Below are 17777 nucleotides of genomic sequence, written 5' to 3' on the forward strand. Positions count from 1 at the left end.
TTGAACCGGGGATTCTCTCCGTCATGCCCTGATATGCCCTGAAAGTCAGCCACATGACCGCGCATTTTCCTCTTCCAATAAAATTTTACATTTCTATACGATTATCCATTGGAAAATCTGACCATACTGAGTGCTATAAGTTGACACTATTTTGTTAAAGGAGGTGCGCCGGACCTATGTTAAAAAAAGCTATCTTAGTATTCACCTTACTGTGCGGGGCATGGTGCGGAAATTCGTTATATGAGTGGCTGGAGCCATCGTTTCCCGAGCTGGGGCTCGTATTTGGCCAAGGCATGCTGGGAGGGGGAAGCGGGGTGTTTGCTCTCTTGGGTGCGCTGCTGTTCGGGATGAGCGGCACGCTTCTGGCCGACCGATTCGCCGGAAGGCTGCAGGGGGTTATTGCTGCCTGCGCAAGAGTGCCTATGAACGAGCTGGCTGCCGGTATGGCGGGTCTATTGGGAGGCCTGCTGCTGTCGCTGCTCCTCTCCCCAGGCCTTGCCTGGATGGGCCAGGGAGGACGCCTGCTTCAGGTCGGCCTGACGCTGCTGGGAGGCTATGCGGGCTACCGGATCGGCCTGGAGAAGAAGGACGAGCTGGCATCCTTCTGGATGAGCGGCCGCTGGAGTCAGAGTGCCGAACCGGAGCCGAGCTGGTTCGAGGAGCATAAGATTCTGGATACCAGTGTCATTATTGACGGCAGGATCGCTGATATTTGCAAGACCGGGTTTATTGAGGGGACAATTGTCATTCCTGAGTTTGTGCTGGAGGAGCTGCAGCATATCGCGGATTCATCTGACCTGCTGAAGCGCAATCGGGGACGGCGGGGACTGGATATTTTGAACAAGATCCAGAAGGAACTGGACGTCAAGGTACTCATCTATGAAGGAGACTTTGAAGACATCTCCGAGGTGGACAGCAAGCTGGTCAAGCTGGCAAAGGTGCTTCAGGGCAAGGTGGTAACCAACGATTTCAATCTCAACAAGGTATGTGAGCTGCAGGGCGTGTCGGTGCTGAACATCAATGATCTGGCGAATGCGGTGAAGCCGGTTGTGCTGCCAGGCGAGGAAATACTCGTGCAGATCATCAAGGATGGCAAGGAGCACGGTCAGGGCGTGGCTTATCTGGATGACGGGACGATGATCGTCGTGGAAGGCGGACGGGATTATATCGGCAACATGATGGAGGTGCTGGTCACAAGTGTCCTTCAGACCTCGGCGGGACGGATGATTTTTGCGAAACCGAAACTGTTGGAAAAAGCGCAGTAAACAGGTATGATGGAACATGTACCTATACTGCGCGCCGCAGCAGGGATGACAGGCAAGCTTCTCTAAAGCGGGGCATTTTGGAACAGGGGTTTTGATATGTTTACGGGCTTCGGAGCCGTGATTGTAGCGGCAGGAAAAGGTTCAAGAATGGGCACCCGGGAAAGCAAGCAGTTTCTGGACATTGGCGGCAGGCCAATTGTGGTCCAGACCCTGGATATATTTAACCGCCTGCCATGGATGGAAGAAATCGTGCTGGTGACGGGGGAAGACGATGTGCCGCGCTGTCAGGACTGGATCTCGGAGTACGGATTGGACAAGGTCAAGGCTGTCGTCCCCGGCGGCCGGGAGCGTCAGGAGTCCGTGTATCTCGGGATCCTGCAGCTGCACAGTGAATGGGTGATGATCCATGACGGGGTACGTCCCTTCGTGACGCACGAGGAAATCGCAGCCTGCAGGGATACCGCGATCCGGGAGGGAGCGGCTGTGCTGGCCGTGCCTGTGAAGGATACGATCAAGCAGGTCAACGGGCAGGGCCTGATTACGGGCACACCGGCCCGTCAAAGTCTGTGGGCTGTGCATACGCCGCAGGCTTTTCGTCTTGCTGATTTGCTGCGAGCCCACGAGACGGCACAGCAGGACGGCTTTGCGGCAACGGATGATGCAATGCTGCTGGAGCATCTCGGGCTGCCGGTGGCGATTACAGAGGGCAAATACAGCAATATCAAAATTACGACGCCGGATGATCTGGTGCTGGCGGCGTTGATGACACGAAACAAGGAGGAGTCGGATTCATGATTCGCGTAGGCCAGGGATTTGATGTGCATCAGCTGACGGAGGGCAGACCCTGCATTATCGGCGGGGTGCATATTCCGTACGAGAAGGGACTGCTGGGGCATTCCGATGCCGATGTGCTGCTGCATGCTTTGAGTGATGCGATTCTCGGCGCATTAGGTCTGGGCGATATTGGCAGACATTTTCCGGACACTGATCCCGCTTTTAAGGATGCCGACAGTCTGAAGCTGCTGGAAGAGGTGTGGAGCATGGCCAAGGAGAAGGGCTATTCGCTGGGGAATGCGGACTGTACCATTATTGCACAGAAGCCGAAGATGGCGCCGTACATCCCGCAGATGGCCGAAATTATGGCCAAGGCCATGAATGCCGAGCCGGAGCAGGTCAATGTGAAGGCGACGACGACCGAGCAGCTGGGCTTTACGGGACGGGGCGAAGGCATTGCCGCGCAGGCGGTTGTCTGCCTCGTTTCAGATATGCTATCATCTTGAGCAAAGAAATCATTCAATATTTTACCAAAAAAATGAATATGCCTACGGAGGAATCATCCATGACTGAAGAAGTCCGCGTCCGTTATGCGCCGAGTCCAACCGGACATCTACATATCGGCAATGCCAGAACGGCGCTGTTTAATTATTTGTTTGCCCGCAAGCATGGCGGGAAATTCATTATCCGGATCGAAGACACAGACGTGAAGCGCAACGTGGCCGGCGGCGAGGAGAGCCAGCTGAAATATTTGAAATGGCTCGGCGTGCAATGGGATGAAAGCGTGGACGTAGGCGGTGACTACGGCCCTTACCGCCAGACCGAGCGCCTGGACCTGTACCGCACCTACTGGCAGGACCTGCTTGACCGCGGCCTGGCATACTACTGCTACTGCACAGAGGAAGAGCTGGAGCAGGAGCGGGAGGAGCAGATGGCCCGCGGTGAAACGCCGCGCTACTCCGGTAAGCACCGGAATTTGACAGAAGAGCAGCGCGCAGGCTTTGAGGCCGAGGGCCGGGTACCGAGCATTCGCTTCCGTGTTCCGGACGAACGCATTTATACCTGGGATGACATGGTGAAGGGCACGATCTCCTTCAACAGCAAGGAAACCGGCGACTTCGTCATTGTGAAAAAAGACGGCATCCCTACGTACAACTTTGCTGTAGCGCTGGATGATTCGCTGATGAAGATCAGCCACGTGCTTCGCGGCGAGGATCATATCTCCAATACGCCGCGCCAGCTGATGATCTACGAAGCGCTGGGCCTGACTCCGCCGCAGTTCGGTCATATGACCTTGATTACGAATGAGCATCACAAGAAGCTGAGCAAGCGGGATGAGTCGGTCATCCAGTTTATCGAGCAGTATGACCAGCTGGGCTATTTGCCGGAGGCGCTGTTCAACTTCATCGCGCTGCTGGGCTGGTCCCCGGAAGGCGAGGAGGAAATCCTCTCCCGGGAGCAGCTGATCGAGATGTTTGATGCAAACCGTCTGTCCAAGAGCCCGGCTGTATTCGATACGAAGAAGCTGGAGCATCTGAACAATGCTTATATCAAGCAGGCGGACCCGGATGTGGTGGCGAATCTGGCGATTCCTCACCTCCAGAAGGCCGGCCGTCTTCCTCAGGAGCTGGATGCACAGGAAGAGTCATGGGCACGCGCTTTGGTTGCACTGTATCAGGAGCAGCTGACATCCGCTTCAGAAATTGTTGATTTATCCAGCGTATTTTTCCGCACTCATCTGGAAATGGATGAAGAGGCGGCAGAGATTATGGCAGGAGAGCAGGTGCCTGCTGTGCTGTCCGCACTTCGCCAGAAGCTGGAGGCAAGCGAGACATTTACCGCTCAGCACGTCGCTGCCCTGATTAAGGAAGTGCAGAAGGAGACCGGCTTTAAGGGCAAGCAGCTGTTCATGCCGATCCGGGTAGCATTGACCGGGCAGACGCATGGCCGGGATTTGAATCAGACCATCTGGCTGCTGGGCAGAGATCGGGTGCTGGAGCGCCTTGAATCCCAGATCAAGGGCTAGGCTTGCAGCTGGGCAATGAGACCTCTTGCCACAGCGTCTTCTTTTGAGTAGAATATAGAGCAGTATCAAGGTACGAAGTCATAATGAAACAGCAATGATCAGGAGAAGTACGCGTGAATGAAGGCGGATTACAGAGAGGATTGCGGGAGTGATGGTCATGCTAGGCATGACTCCTCCAGGCTGAAAGCGATCCACTGCCGAGAGCGGAAATGCGCCTAGGAGCTGCATTGTTGAAGCGGTTTTTACGTTAGACAATGCCGGTCGTCCCCGTTACGGACTGGAGTGGAATCCGGGGTTTACCCTTGTTGGGGCTGTCAAGACGGCAGCTGATCAGGGCGTGTCAGGATTCAAGCAGAGTGGAACCGCGTAATCGACGTCTCTGCAGCGAGAGCTGCAGGGGCGTTTTTTGTTTTATATTTTGCAGACAGCGGGATGGTAGTGGTAAAGAGAGAGGGGGAGGACCCATGTTCAAGCAGATGAAGTCGGATATTCGCACGGTGTTCGAGAACGATCCGGCCGCCCGTGGGTGGTTTGAGGTTGTATTCACGTACTCCGGACTTCATGCTCTGTGGGCGCACCGGGTGGCTCATGCGTTGTTCAAGAGACGATGGTACACGGTGGCCCGCGTCATTTCACAGATCAGCCGGTTTATGACCGGCATTGAGATTCACCCTGGTGCGCGCATCGGCCAGCGGCTGTTTATCGACCATGGAATGGGTGTAGTGATTGGGGAGACCTGTGAGATCGGCGATGATGTTGTCATTTATCAGGGAGTTACCCTGGGGGGCACGGGCAAAGAAAAGGGGAAACGGCATCCGACCATTGGCAGCAACGTGGTTGTCGGCTCTGGCGCCAAGGTACTGGGCTCCTTCTCCATTGGGGATAATTCCAATATCGGCTCCAATGCCGTCGTGCTTCGGGAGGTGCCGGCGAACAGCACGGTGGTGGGCAACCCGGGCAAGGTCGTGAAGCAGAACGGAGAGCGGGTGCGGGATCGGCTGGATCATACCCGGCTGCCGGATCCGGTGGTGGATATGCTGCGAACGATGCAAAAGGAAATTGATGAGCTGCGCGAGGAGCTGAGCCGCCGTCAGGAGACGGGGTCTGGGTCCGGTGATCCCGCTCGTGAACCTCTGGAGGCAGCGGTGCATAAAGATTTACAAAAGCGATAGGACGAAAGGAATGTGACCCTAACCATGGCACTTCACCTGTATAATACACTAACCCGCAAGAAGGAAGCTTTTCAGTCCAATGAACCTGGCAAGGTCAGCATGTATGTGTGCGGCCCGACCGTATACGACTATATTCATATCGGCAATGCGCGCCCGATGATCTTTTTTGATGTGGTGCGCGGTTATTTGGAGCAGCAGGGCTATGCTGTGAATTATCTCGTTAACTTTACCGATGTGGATGACAAAATGATCCGCAAGGCGGAGCAGACCGGAACGACCGTGCCGGAAGTGGCAGAAAAGTTTATTTCTGCTTATTACGAGGATCTGGACGGCCTGGGCATTCCGCGGGCAACGCTGAACCCGCGGGTGACAGAGAACATGGAACCGATCATCGGGTTCATCTCGGAGCTGATCGACAAGGATTTCGCTTATGAGAATGGTGGAGACGTATTCTACCGGACGCGCAAGTTTCAGGACTATGGAAAGCTCTCTCAGCAGAACCTGGATGAGCTGCAGTTCGGCATCCGGATCGAGGTGGACCGGCGCAAGGAGAATCCGGAAGACTTCGTGCTGTGGAAAGCAGCCAAGCCCGGTGAAATTTCCTGGGATAGCCCATGGGGAAGCGGCCGCCCGGGCTGGCATATTGAATGCTCGGCCATGGCCCGCCGGTACTTGGGGGATACGCTGGATATTCACGGCGGCGGCCAGGATCTCCAGTTCCCGCACCACGAGTGCGAGGTGGCTCAGTCGGAAGCCTTGACGGGCAAGCCGCTGGCGAACTATTGGATGCATAACGGCTACATTCGAATCAACAATGAGAAAATGTCGAAATCACTCGGTAACGGTGTGCTGGTGCGGGAGCTGCGGAATCAATATACGAAGGAAGCGATTCGCTATTTCATGCTCTCGACACACTACCGCAACCCGCTGAATTTCAGTGATGAGGTGATGGATCAGGCACAGAGCAGCATTGATCGGATCAGCAATGCAGCCGGCAACATCCGTCACCGTCTGGAGCTGGCTGTGTCTTCACCGGATGGACATCCCAGCGAGACGGTTACTAAGAGTATGGCCGCTGTGCTGGCGGAGTTCCATCACAAAATGCAGGATGACTTCAATACACCGGACGCCATTACAGCGATGTTCCAATGGGCAGCAGAAGCCAATCAGCTGCTGCAGCAGCCCTCCATCCCGTCAGAGGACCTGAAGCTTGTGCTGGCTGCCTATGAAGAGATGAACGGGGTGCTTCGCATCGTGGACACACCGGCAGAAGAGCTGCTGGATGAAGAGGTTGAGCAGCTCATCCGCGAACGTGTAGAGGCCCGCAGCAGCAAGAATTGGGCGAGAGCCGATGAAATTCGCGATTTGCTGGCAGCTCGGGGCATCCTGCTGGAGGATACGGCGCAGGGGATGCGCTGGCGGCGTAAATGAGCGGCGGTCCTATGCAGGGACAGGACGGATGGTTTCCTTATCCGTCCTCCCGCCCTCTCCGCTTAATACCGCCGATTGTACTGGCGTATATAGGAGATGCTATATATGAGATGGCAGTTCGCCAGTATTTGATTTCCAAGCCGGGCTTGCGGCCGAATCATTTGCACCGGGCTGCAACCAGCCTGGTCTCCGCCCGGGCCCAAAGCATGATTCTAGGCTTCCTGGAGCCCCGGTTAACGGAAGAAGAGAGAGATGTGGTCCGCCAGGGACGGAATGCCAAGTCCGGCAGCGTACCCAAGAATGCCGATGTACTGGAGTACAGGCATGCTACGGCGTTTGAATGTCTGGTAGGCTATCTGTATTACGCCAATCAGCATGACAGGCTTCAGGAGCTGATCGGCCAAGGTATTGAATACAAAGAAAATCATGTCGAATCATAAGTGTCGAATCATGAAATAACCCAGCCGCCGACCTGCAGCACTCGCAGCATTGGCAGGCATCAGGAGGAAGCTGTTATGCAGGAAGAAGAAATCATTGCCGGGAAGCACTCGGTAACAGAGGCGCTCCGTTCGGGACGCACCATCAATAAAATATGGATTGCTGAAAATGCACAAAAGCATCTGACGCAGCCCATCATTGCTGAAGCCAGAAAAGCGGGGATCGTCATCCAAAATGTGGACAAGCGCAAGCTGGACCAGATGGTGCCCGGCGTGCAGCACCAGGGTGTTGTAGCCCAGGCAGCCCCATACGCGTACGCAGAGCTGGATGACCTGCTCAAGCGTGCTGAAGAGAAGGGGGAAGCGCCCTTCCTTTTGCTTCTCGATGAGATCGAGGATCCTCACAATCTGGGCTCCATCCTGAGAACCGCAGACTGCACGGGCGTTCACGGCGTCGTTCTGCCCAAGCGCCGGTCTGCCCAGGTGACAGCCACGGTATCCAAAACCTCGGCCGGAGCAGTAGAGTACGTTCCTGTTGCCCGCGTGACGAATCTTGCGCAGACGATTGAGCAGCTTAAGGAAATGGGCGTATGGATTGTAGGCACAGCCGTGGATGCAGCAGAGGATCTTTTTGAATCGACGGTATTCGACGGACCGGTTGCTATTGTCATTGGCAACGAAGGCAAAGGCATGGGGCGGCTGATCCGGGAGAAATGCGACGTGCTGGTCAAGCTTCCGATGTCCGGACAGATCAACTCCCTCAACGCTTCCGTAGCGGCAGGAGTCATTATGTACGAGGTGCTCCGCCGCCGCCGCGCCAAGGGGTAACGGGAAGATGGCCGATTGGCGGGATGTACTGCTGGTCGACGGCTATAATATGATCGGCGGCTGGCCCTTTCTGGCGAAGCTTGCCAAGGTCAGCATGCAGGAGGCGCGGGATGGCCTGTTGGAGAGGCTGGCGGACTATCAGGCTTTTTCGGGACTGCGCGTTATTGCGATTTTTGATGCTTATCTGGTGCCGGGGATCGGCAAGTCGTTTACGCAGGGGAAGGTGCAGGTGTATTTCACCAAGGAAAAAGAAACCGCTGATGAGTGCATCGAGCGCCTGGTAGTGGAGTTCAGCCATCGTCGCCGCAAGATCTATGTCGCGACCAGCGATCTCATGGAGCAGCATGTTATTTTTGCGCTGGGCGCGCTGCGGATTCCGGCACGGGAGCTGCTAAGCCAGATCGAGCAAAGCGAGCAGGAGGTAAAGCGCCGGATCAGAGAGGACCGGGAGCGTTCACAGCGAAACACCCTGGAAGGCAAGGTTTCCGATAACATTCTTCAACAGCTGGAGCGCTGGCGGCGTGAGAAATAAAGAGCGTTTAAAGACATCAAGCAGCACTTTACAGTTATGTTATTAATGTTCTAAAACAGGGATACTGTGGTTGACGGTCTGAAAGGCATCATATATACTTGTCATATATTTCAAGCGAGTGACGGGCTACCGTGCGTTCCGGGCCGGAGGGATTCTATTGAGTGTCGACCTCAAGGAAGTCATATTATTGTCGAGGTATGATGTTGCTAGTGATGAAGACATTGTCGAGGCGGTCCGTGAAGGTGAAATCGGGGCGTTGGAATATCTGATCAATAAGTACCGGAATTTTGTTCGTGCCAAGGCGCGCTCTTACTTTCTTATCGGCGCCGACCGGGAGGACATCGTTCAGGAAGGCATGATTGGCCTGTACAAGGCTATTCGGGATTTCAAGGGAGACAAGCTGTCCTCATTTAAAGCGTTTGCGGAGCTGTGCATTACACGGCAGATCATTACAGCCATCAAGACGGCTACGCGTCAGAAGCATATTCCTCTGAACTCCTATGTATCCTTGGACAAGCCGATTTATGATGAGGATTCGGACCGGACGCTGCTGGATGTCATTTGCGGCACGGCGGTGTGTGATCCGGAAGAGTTAATTATTAACCAGGAAGAGTTTGTCGGGCTGGAAGACAAGATGTCAGAAATTCTGAGCGACCTTGAACGCAAAGTACTCATGCTCTATTTGGACGGCCGCTCTTATCAGGAAATTGCCGTGGATTTAAGTCGTCATGTTAAGTCGATTGATAACGCCCTTCAGCGTGTAAAGCGAAAGCTGGAGCGATATTTAGAGGTGCGGGATCATTGATTGTGGAAGGGGAAGGCTCGGATTCGGGCCTTTTTTTGTTAGTGTGGGCTCTTGCAAAGGTTTCATCTGGAGCGAGATTGACCATAATGGAAAGTAATGCATCCTTGGGATCAGAGAGAAAAAGGCTTGAAATGGCGAGTTCCATGTGATAAAGTGTTTCAGGTAGGCCTAAATTCGCGTTTTCATGAATGATCGCAGGAGCACCTAAAGCTCTAGCGGTTTATTCAGAATATGAGCAGGCACGGATTTTTTTTATTTGTGCAGGCTTATGTTCCGCGGGAATATTGGTGATCCGTCTTTATTCGGATAGCCGGTATTTCTACTAGGATTAATATCGGTTCTTCTGATGAAGAAGGACGTCTTCGGGAGGTGTACATCATGCGGGTAATTATCACTTTGGCTTGTACAAGCTGCAAACAAAGAAACTACACAACCACCAAAAACAAGCGAAATCACCCCGACCGCATGGAGATGAAGAAATTTTGCAAGTTCTGTAACGAGCAAACTCCTCATCGCGAAACCAGATAGTTTTTTGGAGGTGTAGTCGGCGTGAAACGTGGTTTCAAGTCTCTGTTTTCCTTTTTCTCTGAAAGCTGGGGTGAACTTAAAAAAGTTCGCTGGCCCAATCGTAAAGAATTGACAAACTACACGTTGATCGTTATCGGCACCATTGCGTTTGTCACTGTTTATTTTTGGGTTCTAGACATCGGCATCTCCGCTGTGATCGAAGCGATAATTTAGAAGGGTCCCAGGTGGCTTGATATGGAAAAAAGATGGTACGTAGTTCATACCTACTCTGGGTATGAGAATAAGGTCAAAGCCAATTTGGAAAAACGCGTCGAGTCCATGGGCATGGAGGACAAAATATTCCGCGTTCTTGTTCCGATGGAAGAAGAAGTGGTAGACAAGGACGGTAAGAAGAAGACCGTCATGCGTAAAGTTTACCCGGGATATGTCTTGGTCGAAATGATTCAAACGGATGACTCCTGGTATGTTGTTCGCAACACGCCTGGGGTAACGGGATTTGTCGGATCGACAGGTTCGGGCTCCAAACCCACAGCTTTGCTTCCAGAAGAGGTAGAACAGATTCTGAAGCATATGGGCATGGCAGAACCGAAGCCGAAGATCGAGTTCGACATCAAGGAATCCGTTCGGATCAAGGTAGGTCCTTTTGCGAATTTTGTGGGCTCCGTGGAAGAAATCTTGGTTGAGAAGAGTAAGCTGAAGGTGCACGTCAACATGTTTGGACGGGAAACCCCGCTGGAGTTGGATTATACTCAAGTGGAGAAGATATAAGGTTTCTTGTGGGAGGGCGCTACAAGGCGTCCGAGTACCACTATTGATGCAAGGAGGTGTCTCACATGGCTAAAAAGGTAATCAAGGTTGTTAAACTGCAAATTCCTGCAGGTAAAGCGAATCCAGCTCCTCCAGTAGGTCCGGCATTGGGTCAAGCGGGTGTCAACATCATGGCATTCTGTAAAGAATTCAACGCTCGTACTGCTGATCAGGCTGGCCTCATTATCCCGGTTGAAATCTCGGTATTCGAGGATCGTTCCTTTACATTCATCACCAAAACTCCACCGGCTGCTGTTCTGCTGAAGGTTGCTGCTAAGATCGAAAAAGGATCCGGCGAACCGAACAAGAAGAAGGTTGCAACGGTAAAGCGTGACGCAGTGCGTCAAATCGCGGAGCAAAAGATGGAAGACCTGAACGCTGCATCTGTTGAAGCTGCAATGCTGATGGTTGAAGGTACTGCCCGCAGTATGGGTATTACAGTTGAAGACTAGGTTCTATTGATCTTTACCCCGGACTTGATCCGGAATATGTGGGAGGACATTCCGCTAATACCACAAAGGAGGAACATTTAACATGGCTAAACATGGTAAGAAATATGCCGAAGCTGCCAAGCTGATTAACAGCGAAGCAACTTACGAGCCTTTGGAAGCCGTTGAACTGGTGAAGAAGGCCGCAACTGCCAAATTCGACGAGACGGTCGAAGCGGCTGTACGTTTGGGCGTTGACCCGCGTAAACAAGACCAGGCTGTCCGCGGTGTTGTAGTCCTGCCTCACGGCACGGGTAAAACACAGCGCGTACTGGTATTTGCAAAAGGTGAAAAGGCGAAGGAAGCCGAAGCGGCTGGCGCTGATTTTGTTGGCGATCAGGACATGATCAACAAAATCCAACAGGGCTGGTTCGAATTCGACGTCTGCGTAGCTACACCTGATATGATGAGTGAAGTAGGTAAATTGGGCCGTCTGCTCGGCGGTAAAGGTCTGATGCCTAACCCTAAAGCCGGAACGGTTACTTTTGATGTTGCCAAGGCTGTTCAAGAAATTAAAGCCGGTAAAATCGAGTATCGTCTGGACAAAGCAGGTCAAATCCACGCGCCAATCGGTAAAGTGTCCTTTGATGCGGCTCAACTGAACGACAACCTGAAAGCTTTGGTTGACGCTCTGAACCGCGCGAAGCCAGCGGCTGCTAAAGGTGTATACCTGAAGAACATCGCGATCTCTTCGACGATGGGACCTAGCGCACGCGTGAGCACAGCTAGTTACAGATAATAATTACCATTGACTTTTGTCATGGACATTGATATGCTGTAACAGTTGTCATGAAGATGACTTGTTATTACATTCGAATATGCTTACCGTAGACAGTAGGTGCCGTTAGCAGGCTTAATCTCCTACCGAGGTGTTATGATAGAACGTCAACAGCTATGCCGATGATTCGGTATAGGGATGATTCATCAGGCCTTCGTGATTCTACGGAGGCTTTTTTGATGCCCGTAGGATGGGAAGTGTGACTTTCCAGCTAACCATACAATCAGGAGGTGTAAATATTGGCAAACGCAAAAGTGATTCAATCCAAGCAGGAAGCGGTGGACGCGGTTACTTCCAAGCTGCGCGAAAGCGTATCGACCGTTGTAGCGGACTATCGTGGACTGAACGTTGCCCAAGTAACTGAACTGCGTAAGCAGCTTCGTGAAGCCGGCATCGAATTTCAAGTATTGAAGAACACACTGCTTCGTCGTGCGACAGCAGCTGCAGAGCTGACTGAGCTGGACGAAGCGCTGACAGGACCTACCGCGATTGCATTCAGCAAAGACGATGCTGTTGCTGCGGCTAAAATCCTGAATGATTTCGCCAAGAAGAACGACGCATTGAAATTGAAGGGTGCCGTTGTTGAAGGCCGTGTAATCAGCACGGAAGAGATCAAGGCACTGGCAGAGCTTCCTTCTCGCGAAGGTCTCCTCTCCATGCTCCTCAGCGTGCTTCAAGCGCCAGTTCGCAACTTCGCGCTTGCAGTTAAAGCTGTGGCCGAGAAAGAAGAGCAAGGAGCGTAAGCTTCCTGTTCACCTAGCAGTATAAAACCAATAAACCTAATATAAATGGAGGTTCAACCCAAATGAGCAAAGAGCAAATCTTGGAAGCAATTAAAGGTATGTCCGTTCTGGAACTGAACGATCTGGTTAAAGCAATCGAAGAAGAATTCGGCGTAACTGCTGCAGCTCCAGTTGCAGTAGCTGGTGGCGGCGCAGCAGCAGCTGAAGCTGAGCAAACTGAGTTCGACGTAATCCTGAACTCCGCAGGCGCGTCCAAAATCAACGTAATCAAAGTTGTTCGCGAAATCACAGGTCTTGGCCTGAAAGAAGCGAAAGAACTGGTTGACAACGCACCGAAGCCACTGAAAGAAAAAGTATCCAAAGAAGACGCTGAAGCTGTTAAAGCGAAGCTGGAAGAAGCAGGCGCTGCAGTAGAAGTGAAGTAATTCATTTCTCCAAAGCTTGTGATTGAAATGACCAAACCCCTTGAATTTCGGTTCAAGGGGTTTGTTATTATAGGCAGCCACGGGAAGCTGATTCAGCTAGAATATGGCTTGCTGCATTCGGGTATACTGAAACTATGCAGGCATTTTTCGGCCCGAGGGTGCTAAGAGGTTGATAGGATGATTTCGGAAGGTGTGAGAAGGAGAGATTATGCCGAATCAGCATTACTATTCTAACAATCCGGAGTCGGGTCATGATCGGCGAAAGCTGGATGTTGTTCTTCGCGGTACGAAGCTGAGCTTCATCAGTGACGCGGGGGTGTTCTCCAAAGGGGGAATCGATTACGGCAGTAAGGTCTTGATTGAAGCCATGGAATTTCCGGCACAGGCTAAGGTGCTGGATGTGGGCTGCGGCTACGGGCCCATCGGCTTGTCTGCAGCAAAGCTCGCCTCTACCGGGCATGTCACGATGATAGATGTGAACAGCCGGGCTGTTGAACTGGCGAAGGAGAATGCTGCTCTGAACGGGATTGGCAATGTCACCATCCTGGAGAGTGATTTGTTCTCGTCTATTCAAGGCGAAGCCTTTGATGTCGTGCTGACCAATCCGCCGATCCGTGCAGGCAAAGAAACAGTGCATACTATTTTTGAAGAAGCGTATCGCCATCTTCGGGACGGCGGGGCGCTGTGGATCGTCATTCAGAAGAAGCAGGGCGCTCCATCTGCGAGAGCCAAGCTGGAAAGTCTGTTTCAGCAAGTAGAGGAAGTGACCAAGGATAAGGGATACCGTATCCTCAGGGCCGTTAAAGCGACAACGTAAATGCAACAAACTGGGCATTGACCCGGCTTGTTCATTGTGGTATTATTATAAAATGTCAGTATTAGGATGGTCTCTTTATCTGTAGTTTGCTGAAATGTCAAGCCTTGACATGACAAAGGCTGAATAAAGTCAGTCGTGTTGACGTATAATATGTACATTTTGGGCAAATCTACTGGATATGAGATGATTATCATAACCATGGATAAGCTGCTCTTTTTTCGAAACGTCTTCGATAAGGGCTTTTCTCTATTTATGGGAGTATCCTCTGTATGTTCCATTATAGTGTTACAAACAGAGGTTCGCAATGTATTTTTAAAAGTGAGTAGACATGAGGGGTGAGTTTAAGTTGGCAGGACATCTTGTTCAATATGGTCGACGCACTCGGCGAAGTTATGCACGTATTAACGAGGTACTCGAAGTTCCGAACCTGATTGAGATCCAACAAAAATCCTACGAATGGTTTTTGGAGGAAGGACTTCGCGAAATGTTTCAGGACATCTCGCCAATTCAGGACTTTACAGGAAACTTGGTGCTGGAGTTTATTGACTACAGCCTCGGAGAACCGAAATATACCGTCGATGACGCGAAAGAACGCGACGTTACTTATGCGGCGCCGCTCCGCGTAAAGGTTCGTCTCATCAACAAGGAGACAGGAGAAGTCAAGGAGCAGGAAGTGTTCATGGGAGATTTCCCGCTGATGACGGAAACCGGAACATTCATCATTAACGGTGCCGAACGGGTCATTGTCAGCCAGTTGGTTCGCTCTCCCAGCGTCTATTTCAGCACTAAAGTGGACAAAAACGGAAAGAAAACATACACCGCTACCGTTATTCCGAACCGTGGTGCCTGGCTGGAGCTTGAAACGGATGCGAAGGACATCGTTTATGTCCGGATCGACCGTACACGCAAAATTCCAGTGACGGTGCTGCTTCGCGCTCTGGGTTTTGGCACGGATGCCGAAATTCTGGACCTGCTGGGCAATGACGAGTACATTCGCAATACCCTGGATAAAGATAATACAGATTCTACAGAGAAGGCGCTCATTGAGATCTATGAACGTCTCCGTCCAGGCGAACCGCCGACGCTGGAGAATGCAAAGAGCCTGCTCGTCGCACGTTTCTTCGATCCGAAGCGTTATGACCTGGCGAATGTAGGCCGCTATAAGATTAACAAGAAGCTCCATATCAAGAACCGACTGTTTAACCAGCGTCTGGCTGAAAGTCTGGTTGATACAGAGACGGGTGAAATTATCGCTGAAGCGGGTCAAACCGTGGATCGCCGTCTGCTGGATGAAATCATTCCGTACCTGGAGAACAATGTAGGCTTCAAAACCTATCATGTTGCCGGTGGCGTAATGGAAAGCGATGATATTCCGCTTCAGACTATTGATGTGTTCTCCCCGTTTGAGGACGGCAAGGTCGTTAAGGTTATTGCGAACGGAATTATCGACAAATCCGTAAAGCACATTACCCAAGCGGACATCATTTCTTCGATCAGCTATTTCATTAACCTGCTGCATGGCATCGGCGATACGGATGATATTGACCATCTGGGCAACCGTCGTCTTCGTTCTGTGGGTGAGCTGCTGCAGAATCAATTCCGTATCGGTTTATCCCGTATGGAGCGCGTAGTACGGGAGAGAATGTCCATTCAGGACGCTAGTGTGATTACGCCTCAGGCGCTGATCAACATTCGCCCGGTTATCGCATCGATTAAGGAATTCTTCGGAAGCTCTCAGCTGTCACAGTTTATGGACCAGACGAATCCGCTGGCAGAGCTGACGCATAAGCGTCGTCTGTCTGCACTCGGACCGGGCGGTTTGACTCGGGAACGTGCCGGCTTTGAAGTGCGGGACGTCCATCACAGTCACTACGGCCGGATGTGTCCGATTGAAACCCCGGAGGGACCGAACATTGGTCTGATCAACTCCCTTTCGACCTTTGCCCGCATTAACGAGTACGGCTTTATTGAAGCGCCGTATCGCTGGGTAGATCCGAAGACCGGACAAGTGACCACGCAGATTGATTACTTGACCGCGGACGAAGAGGATAACTATGTCGTGGCCCAGGCTAATGCGGAATTGACAGAAGAGAGCAAGTTTAGGGACGATATGGTTATTGTCCGTTACAATAAGCAGTCGGATAACATTTTGCCAATGCCAAGTGAACGTGTAGACTACATGGACGTTTCACCGAAGCAGGTTGTATCTGTAGCGACCGCGCTTATTCCGTTCCTGGAGAACGATGACTCCAACCGCGCACTGATGGGATCGAACATGCAGCGTCAGGCTGTACCTCTGTTGATTCCTAAAGCTCCGCTGGTAGGAACGGGAATGGAACATAAATCCGCGAAGGATTCCGGTGTATGTATTGTATCCAAATACGATGGAATTATTGAGCGTTCGTCTGCGAACGAGATCTGGCTGCGCCGAGTTGAATCGGTAGACGGTCAAGAGGTCAAAGGCGATATCGTTAAGTATAAATTACACAAATTTATGCGTTCGAACCAAGGTACCTGCATTAACCAGCGCCCGATCGTACAGCGCGGTGACGTGATCCAGAAGGGTGACATCCTGGCGGACGGTCCATCCACGGAGATGGGTGAACTGGCACTGGGCCGTAACGTAGTCGTTGCTTTCATGACTTGGGAAGGCTACAACTATGAGGATGCAATCCTGCTCTCCGAGAAACTCGTGAAAGAGGATGTTTACACATCCATTCATATTGAAGAATATGAGTCTGAAGCACGGGATACGAAGCTCGGTCCGGAAGAGATCACACGGGATATTCCGAACGTCGGGGAAGAAGCACTGAAGAACCTGGATGAGCGCGGTATTATTCGCATCGGAGCAGAAATCAGCGCGGGCGACATTCTCGTTGGTAAAGTAACGCCTAAGGGTGTTACAGAGCTGACAGCAGAGGAACGCCTCCTGCACGCAATCTTTGGTGAGAAGGCTCGTGAAGTCCGTGATACATCGCTCCGCGTACCGCATGGTAGTGACGGGATTATCGTGGATGTTAAGGTGTTTACTCGCGAGAACGGCGATGAGCTGCCTCCGGGCGTGAATCAGCTGGTGCGCGTGTATATTGCTCAGAAACGGAAGATCTCGGAAGGCGATAAGATGGCCGGACGCCATGGTAACAAGGGTGTCGTGGCGCGGATTTTGCCGGAAGAGGATATGCCTTTCCTTCCAGACGGCACGCCGGTACAGGTTGTTCTTAACCCGCTGGGGGTACCTTCCCGGATGAACATCGGACAGGTGCTGGAGGTTCACTTGGGTATGGCTGCGCTGCAGCTGGGAATCCATGTCGCGACCCCGGTATTTGACGGTGCCAGCGAGTACGACGTGTTCGATACGATGGAAGAAGCAGGCATGCAGCGCAATGGTAAGACCGTGCTGTATGACGGACGTACGGGAGAGCGCTTTGAGCGCGAGGTTACCGTTGGCGTCATGCACATGATCAAGCTCGCGCACATGGTTGACGATAAGATTCACGCCCGTTCCACGGGTCCTTACTCTCTCGTTACACAGCAGCCGCTGGGTGGTAAAGCTCAGTTCGGCGGTCAGCGTTTCGGGGAGATGGAGGTATGGGCACTGGAAGCCTATGGTGCTGCATATACCCTTCAGGAAATCCTCACCGTCAAGTCCGATGACGTGGTTGGTCGTGTGAAGACTTACGAGTCTATCGTCAAGGGCGAGAATGTACCGGAGCCGGGAGTTCCGGAGTCGTTCAAAGTATTGATCAAGGAGCTTCAGTCCCTCGGTATGGATGTCAAAATCCTGAGCGAGGACGAGCAGGAGATCGAAATGAAAGAGCTGGACGACGAGGATGAGGGCGGCAACGATAAGCTGAGCCTCAACCTGGAAGGTGCGGAAGTCGGAGTAGAATAATTGTCATGCCACCCCGCCGGTGAACAGCC

General features: G+C 52.2%; 19 protein-coding genes and 1 other annotated feature. All 19 genes read left to right on the forward strand.

The genetic code is table 11. From position 1 onward, the window contains the following. Positions 1-176 precede the first annotated feature (176 nt). The 19 genes from ACH6EH_RS17260 to rpoB all read left to right on the forward strand — a co-directional run bounded on the left by ACH6EH_RS17260 (position 177) and on the right by rpoB (position 17748). On the forward strand, positions 177-1265 hold the full coding sequence (locus ACH6EH_RS17260; protein WP_397333240.1) for a PIN/TRAM domain-containing protein: 1089 nt from the start codon (positions 177-179) through the stop codon (positions 1263-1265). Between the two features lie 96 nt (positions 1266-1361). Beyond that, entirely contained in the window at positions 1362-2060 is a 699-nt protein-coding gene (gene ispD, locus ACH6EH_RS17265) for a 2-C-methyl-D-erythritol 4-phosphate cytidylyltransferase (protein WP_397333241.1), read from the forward strand. Beyond that, the gene (gene ispF, locus ACH6EH_RS17270; RefSeq protein ID WP_397333242.1) at positions 2057-2545 is read left to right on the forward strand and encodes a 2-C-methyl-D-erythritol 2,4-cyclodiphosphate synthase; all 489 of its coding nucleotides are present in this window, start codon (positions 2057-2059) and stop codon (positions 2543-2545) included. The genes ispD and ispF overlap by 4 nt, the downstream gene beginning before the upstream one ends. A 59-nt stretch (positions 2546-2604) precedes the next feature. Beyond that, positions 2605-4065: a glutamate--tRNA ligase gene (gene gltX / locus ACH6EH_RS17275; protein ID WP_397333243.1), complete on the forward strand. Its 1461-nt coding sequence runs from the start codon at positions 2605-2607 to the stop codon at positions 4063-4065. A 464-nt stretch (positions 4066-4529) separates the two neighbouring features. Next, on the forward strand, positions 4530-5237 hold the full coding sequence (gene cysE, locus ACH6EH_RS17280) for a serine O-acetyltransferase (RefSeq protein ID WP_397333244.1): 708 nt from the start codon (positions 4530-4532) through the stop codon (positions 5235-5237). Between the two features lie 24 nt (positions 5238-5261). Beyond that, positions 5262-6668 carry a cysteine--tRNA ligase gene (gene cysS, locus ACH6EH_RS17285; protein WP_138227165.1) on the forward strand — a complete coding sequence of 469 codons (1407 nt, stop codon included), beginning with the start codon at positions 5262-5264 and terminating at the stop codon, positions 6666-6668. Beyond that, complete coding sequence (locus ACH6EH_RS17290) at positions 6665-7108, forward strand: Mini-ribonuclease 3 (RefSeq protein WP_397333245.1); 444 nt, start codon at positions 6665-6667, stop codon at positions 7106-7108. Before cysS ends, ACH6EH_RS17290 begins: the two co-directional genes overlap by 4 nt. Before the next feature lie 75 nt (positions 7109-7183). Further along, positions 7184-7933 (forward strand): 23S rRNA (guanosine(2251)-2'-O)-methyltransferase RlmB, encoded by a 750-nt coding sequence (rlmB, locus tag ACH6EH_RS17295; protein ID WP_208204488.1) that lies wholly within the window; start codon positions 7184-7186, stop codon positions 7931-7933. Positions 7934-7940: 7 nt separating this feature from the next. Further along, a complete protein-coding gene (locus ACH6EH_RS17300) occupies positions 7941-8465 on the forward strand; it encodes an NYN domain-containing protein (RefSeq protein WP_208204487.1) in 525 nt (174 codons plus the stop codon). A gap of 157 nt (positions 8466-8622) precedes the next feature. Continuing rightward, positions 8623-9270 (forward strand): RNA polymerase sporulation sigma factor SigH, encoded by a 648-nt coding sequence (sigH, locus tag ACH6EH_RS17305; protein WP_138227162.1) that lies wholly within the window; start codon positions 8623-8625, stop codon positions 9268-9270. 378 nt (positions 9271-9648) lie between these two features. After that, positions 9649-9798 carry a 50S ribosomal protein L33 gene (rpmG, locus tag ACH6EH_RS17310; RefSeq protein ID WP_006212941.1) on the forward strand — a complete coding sequence of 50 codons (150 nt, stop codon included), beginning with the start codon at positions 9649-9651 and terminating at the stop codon, positions 9796-9798. A gap of 21 nt (positions 9799-9819) precedes the next feature. Then, positions 9820-10011, forward strand: a complete 192-nt coding sequence (secE, locus tag ACH6EH_RS17315) for a preprotein translocase subunit SecE (RefSeq protein WP_138227161.1) — start codon at positions 9820-9822, stop codon at positions 10009-10011. Positions 10012-10032: 21 nt separating this feature from the next. Beyond that, entirely contained in the window at positions 10033-10566 is a 534-nt protein-coding gene (gene nusG, locus ACH6EH_RS17320; protein WP_138227160.1) for a transcription termination/antitermination protein NusG, read from the forward strand. Between the two features lie 65 nt (positions 10567-10631). Beyond that, positions 10632-11057: a 50S ribosomal protein L11 gene (gene rplK, locus ACH6EH_RS17325; protein WP_138227159.1), complete on the forward strand. Its 426-nt coding sequence runs from the start codon at positions 10632-10634 to the stop codon at positions 11055-11057. Positions 11058-11139: 82 nt separating this feature from the next. After that, positions 11140-11832, forward strand: coding sequence for a 50S ribosomal protein L1 (rplA, locus tag ACH6EH_RS17330; RefSeq protein ID WP_138227158.1), 693 nt, complete (start codon positions 11140-11142; stop codon positions 11830-11832). 68 nt (positions 11833-11900) lie between these two features. Beyond that, positions 11901-12058, forward strand: a sequence feature (ribosomal protein L10 leader region). Between the two features lie 52 nt (positions 12059-12110). Further along, positions 12111-12614: a 50S ribosomal protein L10 gene (gene rplJ, locus ACH6EH_RS17335; RefSeq protein ID WP_138227157.1), complete on the forward strand. Its 504-nt coding sequence runs from the start codon at positions 12111-12113 to the stop codon at positions 12612-12614. A gap of 62 nt (positions 12615-12676) precedes the next feature. Next, on the forward strand, positions 12677-13039 hold the full coding sequence (gene rplL / locus ACH6EH_RS17340) for a 50S ribosomal protein L7/L12 (RefSeq protein WP_138227156.1): 363 nt from the start codon (positions 12677-12679) through the stop codon (positions 13037-13039). A 208-nt stretch (positions 13040-13247) separates the two neighbouring features. Further along, the gene (locus ACH6EH_RS17345) at positions 13248-13856 is read left to right on the forward strand and encodes a class I SAM-dependent methyltransferase (protein ID WP_397333246.1); all 609 of its coding nucleotides are present in this window, start codon (positions 13248-13250) and stop codon (positions 13854-13856) included. Between the two features lie 346 nt (positions 13857-14202). Then, positions 14203-17748 (forward strand): DNA-directed RNA polymerase subunit beta, encoded by a 3546-nt coding sequence (gene rpoB / locus ACH6EH_RS17350; RefSeq protein ID WP_138227154.1) that lies wholly within the window; start codon positions 14203-14205, stop codon positions 17746-17748. Positions 17749-17777 lie beyond the last annotated feature (29 nt).

It is taken from the genome of Paenibacillus sp. JSM ZJ436 (assembly GCF_044383795.1).
GTDB classification, from domain to species: Bacteria; Bacillota; Bacilli; order Paenibacillales; family Paenibacillaceae; genus Paenibacillus_AQ; species Paenibacillus_AQ algicola.

Excerpts from the sequence above, each read along its gene's own strand:
- ACH6EH_RS17260 (WP_397333240.1), top strand. The coding sequence starts at position 177 with ATGTTAAAAAAAGCTATCTTAGTATTCACCTTACTGTGCGGGGCATGG.
- ispD (WP_397333241.1), top strand. The coding sequence starts at position 1,362 with ATGTTTACGGGCTTCGGAGCCGTGATTGTAGCGGCAGGAAAAGGTTCA.
- ispF (WP_397333242.1), top strand. The coding sequence starts at position 2,057 with ATGATTCGCGTAGGCCAGGGATTTGATGTGCATCAGCTGACGGAGGGC.
- gltX (WP_397333243.1), top strand. The coding sequence starts at position 2,605 with ATGACTGAAGAAGTCCGCGTCCGTTATGCGCCGAGTCCAACCGGACAT.
- cysE (WP_397333244.1), top strand. The coding sequence starts at position 4,530 with ATGTTCAAGCAGATGAAGTCGGATATTCGCACGGTGTTCGAGAACGAT.
- cysS (WP_138227165.1), top strand. The coding sequence starts at position 5,262 with ATGGCACTTCACCTGTATAATACACTAACCCGCAAGAAGGAAGCTTTT.
- ACH6EH_RS17290 (WP_397333245.1), top strand. The coding sequence starts at position 6,665 with ATGAGCGGCGGTCCTATGCAGGGACAGGACGGATGGTTTCCTTATCCG.
- rlmB (WP_208204488.1), top strand. The coding sequence starts at position 7,184 with ATGCAGGAAGAAGAAATCATTGCCGGGAAGCACTCGGTAACAGAGGCG.
- ACH6EH_RS17300 (WP_208204487.1), top strand. The coding sequence starts at position 7,941 with ATGGCCGATTGGCGGGATGTACTGCTGGTCGACGGCTATAATATGATC.
- rpmG (WP_006212941.1), top strand. The coding sequence starts at position 9,649 with ATGCGGGTAATTATCACTTTGGCTTGTACAAGCTGCAAACAAAGAAAC.
- nusG (WP_138227160.1), top strand. The coding sequence starts at position 10,033 with ATGGAAAAAAGATGGTACGTAGTTCATACCTACTCTGGGTATGAGAAT.
- rplK (WP_138227159.1), top strand. The coding sequence starts at position 10,632 with ATGGCTAAAAAGGTAATCAAGGTTGTTAAACTGCAAATTCCTGCAGGT.
- rplA (WP_138227158.1), top strand. The coding sequence starts at position 11,140 with ATGGCTAAACATGGTAAGAAATATGCCGAAGCTGCCAAGCTGATTAAC.
- rplL (WP_138227156.1), top strand. The coding sequence starts at position 12,677 with ATGAGCAAAGAGCAAATCTTGGAAGCAATTAAAGGTATGTCCGTTCTG.
- ACH6EH_RS17345 (WP_397333246.1), top strand. The coding sequence starts at position 13,248 with ATGCCGAATCAGCATTACTATTCTAACAATCCGGAGTCGGGTCATGAT.